Source organism: Rhizobium esperanzae, from assembly GCF_002204185.1.
Classification (GTDB): domain Bacteria; phylum Pseudomonadota; class Alphaproteobacteria; order Rhizobiales; family Rhizobiaceae; genus Rhizobium; species Rhizobium esperanzae.
The window spans coordinates 69,193-76,954 of record NZ_MXPU01000025.1 but is presented as its reverse complement, the minus strand read 5'-3'; the positions used below and the strand labels follow the sequence as shown (position 1 = coordinate 76,954).

10 protein-coding genes and 1 other RNA gene are annotated in these 7,762 nt (G+C 61.4%); 5 read left to right on the top strand and 6 right to left on the bottom strand.

Annotated features, from left to right (window positions below; all coding sequences use genetic code 11):
- Positions 1-192, top strand: a 192-nt coding sequence (locus B5E41_RS27680) for a transposase (RefSeq protein ID WP_176439506.1), incomplete at its 5' end; no start/stop codon positions are given.
- 153 nt (positions 193-345) lie between these two features.
- Here the strand turns inward: B5E41_RS27680 and B5E41_RS27675 are convergent.
- Positions 346-909 carry a c-type cytochrome gene (locus B5E41_RS27675; protein ID WP_088396898.1) on the bottom strand — a complete coding sequence of 188 codons (564 nt, stop codon included), beginning with the start codon at positions 907-909 and terminating at the stop codon, positions 346-348.
- 152 nt (positions 910-1,061) lie between these two features.
- Between B5E41_RS27675 and B5E41_RS27670 the strand changes: the two genes are divergently transcribed.
- Positions 1,062-1,817: a 3-deoxy-manno-octulosonate cytidylyltransferase gene (locus B5E41_RS27670; protein WP_064800235.1), complete on the top strand. Its 756-nt coding sequence runs from the start codon at positions 1,062-1,064 to the stop codon at positions 1,815-1,817.
- A gap of 10 nt (positions 1,818-1,827) precedes the next feature.
- Complete coding sequence (locus B5E41_RS27665) at positions 1,828-2,682, top strand: prephenate dehydratase (protein WP_064800234.1); 855 nt, start codon at positions 1,828-1,830, stop codon at positions 2,680-2,682.
- 19 nt (positions 2,683-2,701) lie between these two features.
- On the opposite strand, the gene B5E41_RS27660 is transcribed toward B5E41_RS27665, so the two are convergent.
- From B5E41_RS27660 to B5E41_RS27640, 5 genes are all read right to left on the bottom strand, one after another.
- Positions 2,702-3,070, bottom strand: a complete 369-nt coding sequence (locus B5E41_RS27660) for a VOC family protein (protein ID WP_088396897.1) — start codon at positions 3,068-3,070, stop codon at positions 2,702-2,704.
- A gap of 129 nt (positions 3,071-3,199) precedes the next feature.
- Complete coding sequence (locus B5E41_RS27655) at positions 3,200-3,460, bottom strand: hypothetical protein (protein WP_088396896.1); 261 nt, start codon at positions 3,458-3,460, stop codon at positions 3,200-3,202.
- Between the two features lie 142 nt (positions 3,461-3,602).
- On the bottom strand, positions 3,603-4,298 hold the full coding sequence (locus B5E41_RS27650) for a helix-turn-helix transcriptional regulator (RefSeq protein ID WP_088396895.1): 696 nt from the start codon (positions 4,296-4,298) through the stop codon (positions 3,603-3,605).
- Positions 4,299-4,302: 4 nt separating this feature from the next.
- Positions 4,303-5,262 (bottom strand): NAD(+) diphosphatase, encoded by a 960-nt coding sequence (gene nudC / locus B5E41_RS27645; RefSeq protein ID WP_088396894.1) that lies wholly within the window; start codon positions 5,260-5,262, stop codon positions 4,303-4,305.
- The gene (locus B5E41_RS27640; protein ID WP_064800229.1) at positions 5,259-5,669 is read right to left on the bottom strand and encodes an HIT domain-containing protein; all 411 of its coding nucleotides are present in this window, start codon (positions 5,667-5,669) and stop codon (positions 5,259-5,261) included. The genes nudC and B5E41_RS27640 overlap by 4 nt, the downstream gene beginning before the upstream one ends.
- An 89-nt stretch (positions 5,670-5,758) precedes the next feature.
- Here B5E41_RS27640 and ffs point away from each other — a divergent pair.
- Together ffs and B5E41_RS27630 are read left to right on the top strand one after the other, a co-directional pair.
- An RNA gene (gene ffs / locus B5E41_RS27635) (signal recognition particle sRNA small type) lies at positions 5,759-5,855 on the top strand.
- 45 nt (positions 5,856-5,900) lie between these two features.
- Positions 5,901-7,757, top strand: a complete 1,857-nt coding sequence (locus tag B5E41_RS27630) for a DNA polymerase III subunit gamma/tau (protein WP_088396893.1) — start codon at positions 5,901-5,903, stop codon at positions 7,755-7,757.
- Positions 7,758-7,762: the final 5 nt, after the last annotated feature.

The following is a 7,762-nucleotide window of genomic DNA, read 5'->3' as shown; positions in this document are numbered from 1 at the left end:
GCAATCTACAAGCGGCGAAAGGAGACGGTCGAACGCTCCTTCGCGGATGCCAAACAGCTTCACGGACATCGCTATGCCCGCTTCCGAAGTCAAATCCGCGTCGCATGCCAGTGCCTGCTGGCAGCCGCAGCGCAGAACATCAAGAAGATCGCGATGGCCCTCACAACGGCACCAAAACCAACGCCCGCATGAGGCGATGACGCCTCCGAAAGCCCGCCATCGCAAGTCGTTCAAGCCACCAATATCAATACAAAACAAAACCCCGCCAAAAAATGACGGGGTTTGTCAGCAGCCTGAGCCCGGCTTGCGAGCCGGGCTTTTCCATGAATGCGATCATCCCGCCGTTCACTGCGTGGCTGTTTTCGGATCCGGCAGCGGCACCGGCGAATCAGCGAGCGTGTGCAGGTAGAGGATGACGTTGGCGCGGTCCTGATCCTTCGGAAGACCGGCAAAGCCCATCGCGGTGCCGGGAACGTCCTTCTTCGGCGCCGTCAGGAACTTGTTGAGGTTCTCAAAAGTCCACTTCTCGCTGCTGCCCTTGGAGAAATCCTTCATCGCAGAGGAATAGGCGAAGCCTTCATGCGAGGCGATCGGACGATCTACGACACCAAAGAGGTTCGGACCGACCTTGTTCGGTCCGCCTTTGGTGCCGTCATGACAGGCCTGACATTTCTTGAAGACCGCTTCACCGGCCTTGGCATCTGCAGACGCGAGCAACTGCGCGATCGGAACGGCAGCGGCCGGCGCAGCTTCGCCACCGGCGGCAGGCGCCTCTTCGGCAACGATCGCGAAACCTTCCTTCTCCGGCGCTTCGGAATGGAAGATCCCCTCGGACGCGATGGAGACCGACATCAGAACGAAAATCGTTCCGAGCAGAGCCCCCACGGCCGTATTGACGTATGAATTCATCTGCAATGCTCCCCTTGCAGCCGGCAGACCAGAACCGGACCATCTTGAAATCGCGCGGAACCTATGTCTTTTGACTGTTCGTTGCAACTGTCTAAATGGTCTTATGCGTGAGACTTTTTGACACTTTTCAGCCCGGAATAGAAGGCCGAACAATGCGTGATTCAAATTTCGACGACGTGCTCGTATTGATCCCGGCACGGATGGCCTCCACTCGGCTTCCGGGCAAGCCGCTCGCCGATATTTGCGGACTGCCGATGATCGTGCAGGTGGCGATGCGCGCAAAAGAAGCCGAAATCGGCCGGGTCGTCGTCGCCGTCGACGACCCGCAAGTGTTCGATACCGTGGCCGCCGCCGGTTTCGAAGTCGTCATGACCAGTAAGGATCATCAATCCGGCTCGGACCGCATCTTCGAGGCGTTGAAGAAGGTCGATCCGGACGGCAAAGCGAAGTTCATCGTCAACGTCCAGGGCGACCTGCCGACGATCGAGCCGGAAACGGTGCGGGCGGCCTTGCGCCCCCTCGAGAACGAAGCGGTCGATATCGGCACGCTGACCATCGAAATCGATAATGAGGAGGACAAGACCGCGCCGCACATCGTCAAGGTCATCGGTTCGCCGATTTCCGACACCCGCCTGCGCGGCCTCTACTTCACTCGCGCGACGGCGCCCTACGGCAAGGGGCCGCTGTACCATCATATCGGCCTCTATGCCTATCGGCGCGCTGCGCTCGAACGGTTCGTGTCGCTCGGCCCGTCGACGCTTGAAAAGCGCGAATCGCTGGAGCAGCTGCGGGCACTGGAGGCCGGCATGCGCATCGATGCCGAGATCGTTGACACGGTTCCGCTCGGTGTCGATACTCCGGCCGACCTCGAAAAAGCGCGACGCATTCTCTCTGCACGGCAGAACTGACGGGACTATCATGAACATCAAGACCAACAGGATCGCCTTCCAGGGCGAATTCGGCGCCAATTCCGACATGGCCTGCCGCGACATGTTCCCGACGATGGAGCCGCTGCCCTGCCAGACTTTCGAGGACGCCTTCACGGCGGTCGACAATGGCGACGCCGATATTGCGATGATCCCGATCGAGAACACGATTGCCGGCCGCGTCGCCGATATCCATCATCTGCTGCCGGAATCGCGGCTGCATATCATCGGCGAATATTTCATGCCGATCCGCTTTCAGCTGATGGTGCTGCCCGGAGTCACCAAGGATGAGATCCGCACGGTGCACAGCCATATCCATGCGCTCGGCCAGTGCCGCAAGATCGTGCGCGCTCACGGCTGGAAGCCTGTCATCGCCGGCGATACGGCAGGCGCTGCAAAACTCGTGAAGGAAACCGGCGATCGCTCGATGGCCGCACTTGCTCCGCGCCTTGCCGCCGATCTCTACGGGCTGGAGATCGTTGCCGAGAATGTCGAAGACACGGAAAACAACGTCACCCGTTTCGTGATCCTGTCCCGCGATGAGGAATGGGCGCAACGCAATTCGGCTGAGGAAAAGGTCGTGACCACCTTCGTCTTCAACGTTCGCAACATTCCGGCCGCGCTCTACAAGGCGCTCGGCGGGTTTGCGACGAACAACATCAACATGACGAAGCTCGAAAGCTATCAGCTCGGCGGAAAATTCGTGGCAACGCAGTTCTACGCCGATATCGAGGGCCATCCGAACGATCCGAACGTTCGCCGGGCATTGGAGGAGCTGCGTTTCTTCTCCGAAAAGGTGCGAATCCTCGGCGTCTACAAGGGGCATGTGATGCGAGGCCTGCTTTAATAGGCCTCGCGCTCTCTCATTATTTATCCGGCTCGCAGACGCGCAGCCGATGCCCGTCCGGGTCGAGTACGACGAAGGTCGGGCCGAAATCGAGTTCGGTCAGTTCCTGGGCAATCGGCAGACCGCGCTGACGCCAGTCATCATATTGCCTGGCGACGGCATTTTCTCCCGGCAGCATGAAGGCCACTTCGCCTCGATTGCCAATCGCCGATGGCTGCGGCTCGACTTTGCTGCGCCGCCAGAGGCCAAGGGTGAAGCCACCATCGAGCGGGAAGGCGACGAAATTCGGCGCCTCCACGGCCGGCTCGCGGTTCAGGAGGTTCCGGTAGAAGCTGGCGCTTTCGGCCGGATCCTTGACATAGAGGATTATCAGATTGGGGCTGGTCATTTCGGTTCTCCCGTTGCTGTAAGTTTGTCTGCGAGATCTCCTGCTGCCAATTTATGGCAGCAGGAAACAAAAGGCGTTGCGAAAGCAACGCCCGTTCTCGTCAAGTGGATGAGCTGGACAATCGGATATTTAGAGCGGGAACCGGTCCTGGAGGCGTGGGTTGCGCCCATCCATCAAACCGAGGTCGCGCTTGCGGGAATCCGGTATGGCTTCGACATCGAGTTTTGAGCGGCTTGCCCCGGGGATCCGAAAAAGGCTCATAGCCAGGCGCAGCAGCCCGGAGCGTGCCGACTGCCGAACGTCGGCAAAAGTTTCGGCCGAAATGATGTCGGCAAAACTATCGGAAGCGAAGCGATCGCCGGCCTGTTGAATGACTGGAGGCGTTTCCATGATCAGTACTCCTTCCCCAGCGCATCGGCACGATGCGCAAAACCTGATGTCACAGCGTCCCTGCGCGTCCGAAGACGCGCGGCGCTGTAGTGGATTGGCACTGATAATAACGCTTCCTGCTGACAGTTTCTGGCAGCAGTGTTCAGCTCTCGAGCGGCACGTCCTCCGTCTCGCGCCATTCCTTTAGGAGCACTGTACGGCGACGGGGGTAACGCGTCTCATGGACCGCCATATCGATGATGCGATCGGTGCGGAAATGGCGGAAATCCTGGCGCAGTTCGCACCAGGCCATGATGATGCGCACATGCTCGAAATAACCGAGCGCGAAGGGCCAGACGCGGCGGCGGGAGATCCGGCCCTGTTCGTCGCCGTAATGCAGTTCGAGCACGCGCTCCAGACGGATCGCCTTGCGGATAGCCGAAACATCAGCCCTGTCCTCGTCCTGGCGCTTGCGGCCAACGAAGAGTGTCGCCGAATCGACCATTTCACGCATGTCGGCCGGCAGCACAGCGGCGATCTTTGCGAGCGCATCGGCGCCAGCGCCGGCAAGGCGCGGCTCGGCGGCGCGGGCCACCCAGCGCGAACCGAGCACCAAGGCTTCCAGCTCTTCTTCGGAAAACATCATCGGCGGCAGCATGAAGCCGGGCTTCAGCACATAACCGATGCCCGCCTCGCCTTCGATCATCGCGCCCTGGGCCTGCAGGCTGGCAATGTCGCGATAGAGCGTGCGCAGGCTGACGCCGGTTTCCCGGGCAAGAACAGTTCCGGTCACCGGCCGCCGATAACGCCGAAGCGTCTGGAGCAGCGTCAGCAGCCGTTCCGAGCGGGCGACCGGCATGGCGTTACCGCTTCCACTCCGCCCAGTCGCGCATCAGGCGGTGGGCGATCGCCCCTTTCGGTGGAGAAACCTTGCCGGTCGCACTCGGGCGTTCCATCATCTCGATTGTTTCCTCGCGGGTGAACCAGCGGCAATCCTCGAGTTCCGTCTCGTCGCGCGTAATTTCGGTGGATTTAGCCTCGGCGTAACAGCCGATCATCAGCGAATGCGGCATCGGCCAAGGCTGCGAGGCGTGATAGCGGATGCGGCCGGTGCGGATGCCCGATTCCTCCAGCGTTTCGCGGCGCACGGCATTCTCGATGGTCTCGCCGGGTTCGACGAAGCCGGCAAGACAGGAATACATGCCGGGCGTGAAATGCGGGCTGCGGCCGAGCAGGCAGAGGCCGCGCTGCTCATCGATCGTCAGCATGATGACGACGGGGTCGGTTCGGGGGAAGATCATGTGTTCGCAGGCGGTGCAGACGCGCTTGTAGCCGCCGATATGAATCTCCATCGCCGATCCGCAGCGGCCGCAGAATCGGTTGTCGCCATTCCAGCGGATGAGGCTTGCGGCCTGGGCGAATTCGCCGAGCAAGACTTCGTCGATCAGCATCTCGCGAAACAGCGTGCGGCCGTCGGCGGGCTTGTATTGGCTGGTGAGATCGTCGACGTCGATGCCGACGGGAACGGCAAGGCGCGGCTCGCCTGATTTGCGGTAGCCGAGCAGCACCGTCTCGTCCCAATTCGGCTGCAATTCCTGCAGTTCGTAACGGGCAAACAGCGGATCGAGCACCTGGCCGTCATGTTTCAGCACCAACTTGTCCCGGGCGAAGGCGAAGATGTGGGTACCGTCCTTTGCCAGCGCCCTTTCGACGGAATGTTCGTCGCGGTGTTCGGAATCGCGATTGAGGTCGTTGGCGGCAAAGGCAGTGAGATTGCTGGGTTCCGGATGGGGCACATCCGAATCGAAAAGCGAATGGTTCATGATGAAAGGGCTTCCCGCAGCTTTGCTGTGAATTCTTCTCTCCTTGCGTCCTCGTAAGGCTCCGCGCGCCCGAAACCCCAGACGGGACCCGGCCAGTTGGCATCGCCTTCGAAGCGGGCAATGACATGAACATGAAGCTGGCGGACGATATTGCCAAGAGCCCCGATATTGATTTTTGTCGCGCCGGTAATGTTCTTCAAGGCTTTGGCGACGAGCTCCGTCTCGAAGGCGAGCAACACCTGATCGAGCGGCGTCAACTCGAAGATTTCGGTGATATCGGCCCGGCGCGGAACCAGAATGAGCCAGGGCCAGCGGGCATCCCTCGACAATCTGAGATCGCAGAGACCGGTGATCATGATGCTGGTGCTGTCGTTTTCCAGCCGGGGGTCGAGCGCGAAACCTTTCAAAGGGCATTCTCCTCATGTTTTCCAACGACTAGCAGTTTTTTTGCATGTTGGCTTGCTTTTGATGACGATATTGCCGATATGTGCATTCGGGAGGTTGGTGGTGGACGAGCCACTCGCCAACCGGGTCAGGTCCGGAAGGAAGCAGCCCTAACGAGCCCGGCACGGGTCATCGTGCCAGCCTCCCACCTTCTCTCCACGAAATGCCCGATAGTCCGGGCGACAAGCAGGGCGATGAGCGATACCGAGCGACAGTCAAAAGATGCCGCCTCGACGGGCACCGGATACCGGGTGCTGGCTCGCAAATACCGCCCCAAGGATTTCACGGACCTGATGGTCGGCCAGGAGCCGATGGTCCGCACGCTTACCAACGCCTTCGAGACCGGCCGCATCGCGCAGGCCTATATGCTAACCGGCGTGCGCGGCGTCGGCAAGACGACGACGGCGCGCATCCTGGCGCGAGCGCTGAATTACAAGACGGCAGAAATCGACAAGCCGACGATTGATCTGCGCGTGCCCGGCGAACATTGCCAGGCGATCATGGAAGGCCGGCATGTCGATGTGATCGAAATGGATGCCGCCTCGCATACGGGTATCGACGATATAAGAGAGATCATCGAACAGGTGCGATATCGGCCGGTTTCGGCGCGCTACAAGGTCTATATCATCGACGAAGTGCACATGCTCTCGACTCAGGCCTTCAACGGCCTGTTGAAGACGCTGGAAGAGCCGCCGGAACATGTGAAGTTCATCTTCGCCACCACTGAAATCCGCAAGGTGCCGATCACCGTGCTGTCGCGCTGTCAGCGCTTCGATCTGCGCCGCATCAGCGCGTCGGATCTCGTCGGGCTGTTCACGACAATCGCGGCCAAGGAGGGCATCGAGGCGGAAGGCGACGCACTGGCAATGATCGCGCGCGCCGCCGAAGGCTCTGCCCGCGACGGCCTGTCGCTGCTCGACCAGGCGATCGCCCATGGCGCCGGCGCCGTGCAGGCGGAAGCGGTGCGCGGCATGCTCGGCCTTGCCGACCGCGCCCGGATCGTCGATCTCTTCCAGCATGTCGTCAAAGGCGATGTCGCAGCTGCCCTGGGCGAATTCCAGAACCAGTACGGGGCCGGCGCCAATCCGGTGGTGGTGCTGACCGATCTTGCCGATTTCACCCATCTGGTGACGCGGCTGAAATATGTGCCGGATGCGGCAAACGATCCCTCGCTCAGCGAAGTCGAGCGCACCAAGGCGGCGGAATTCGCCAAGGGCGTTGCGGTGACGACGCTGTCACGCATCTGGCAGATGCTGCTGAAGGGCATTGCCGAAACCGAAGGCTCGTCGCGGACGGCGGGTGCTGCCGAAATGGTGCTGATCCGGCTTGCGCATGCGGCGCATCTGCCGGCGCCCGAGGATGCGGCACGGCGGCTTGCCGATTTTTCCGGCGACAATGGCGGCTCGCGGCCCTCCTCGCCCCCTTCCGGCGGCGGCGCGCGGGTTCCCTATCAAAGCAGTGTCGCGGCACGTGCGACGGAGCCCACACCACGGCCGCAGCCCTCCGGGCCGACCGCCATGCTGCGCGCCGTGCCCAATCCGGAGCCACAGAATATCGGCCGCGCCGAGGCCAGGCCCGCAGAGGCGCCGAAGCCGCTCGTGCGCATCAATTCCATCGCCGATATCGTCGACCTCGCGGGCGACAAGCGGGATGTCAAATTGAAGGCACTGGTGCGCAACTTCGTGCGGCCGGTGCGTCTTGAGCCCGGCCGGCTTGATGTGAACCTGACCGAAGGCGCGCCGAATACGCTGCTCAACGAGCTCGCCGTCAAGCTCAAGGAATGGACCGGAATCCACTGGATCGTCAGCACCAGCCGCGAAGAAGGCGGGCCGACGATGGTGGAAGCAGAAGCCAAGGCGCAGGAGCAGCGCGTCAGCGATGCGAGGCAGGATCCTGATGTGGCGGCGATCCTGGCGCATTTTCCCGGCGCAAAAATCATCGACGTGCGCGTGCGGGCGCCGGAACCGGAAGAGGAAGGCGAGGCCAAAGCGCCGGCCGCCGCCGAATCCGAAGAAGGCGACATTCTGCCCGGCGACGACATAGAATTCTGACGTTT

Excerpts from the sequence above, each read along its gene's own strand:
- B5E41_RS27675 (WP_088396898.1), bottom strand. The coding sequence starts at position 909 with ATGAATTCATACGTCAATACGGCCGTGGGGGCTCTGCTCGGAACGATT.
- B5E41_RS27670 (WP_064800235.1), top strand. The coding sequence starts at position 1,062 with ATGCGTGATTCAAATTTCGACGACGTGCTCGTATTGATCCCGGCACGG.
- B5E41_RS27665 (WP_064800234.1), top strand. The coding sequence starts at position 1,828 with ATGAACATCAAGACCAACAGGATCGCCTTCCAGGGCGAATTCGGCGCC.
- B5E41_RS27660 (WP_088396897.1), bottom strand. The coding sequence starts at position 3,070 with ATGACCAGCCCCAATCTGATAATCCTCTATGTCAAGGATCCGGCCGAA.
- B5E41_RS27655 (WP_088396896.1), bottom strand. The coding sequence starts at position 3,460 with ATGGAAACGCCTCCAGTCATTCAACAGGCCGGCGATCGCTTCGCTTCC.
- B5E41_RS27650 (WP_088396895.1), bottom strand. The coding sequence starts at position 4,298 with ATGCCGGTCGCCCGCTCGGAACGGCTGCTGACGCTGCTCCAGACGCTT.
- nudC (WP_088396894.1), bottom strand. The coding sequence starts at position 5,262 with ATGAACCATTCGCTTTTCGATTCGGATGTGCCCCATCCGGAACCCAGC.
- B5E41_RS27630 (WP_088396893.1), top strand. The coding sequence starts at position 5,901 with ATGAGCGATACCGAGCGACAGTCAAAAGATGCCGCCTCGACGGGCACC.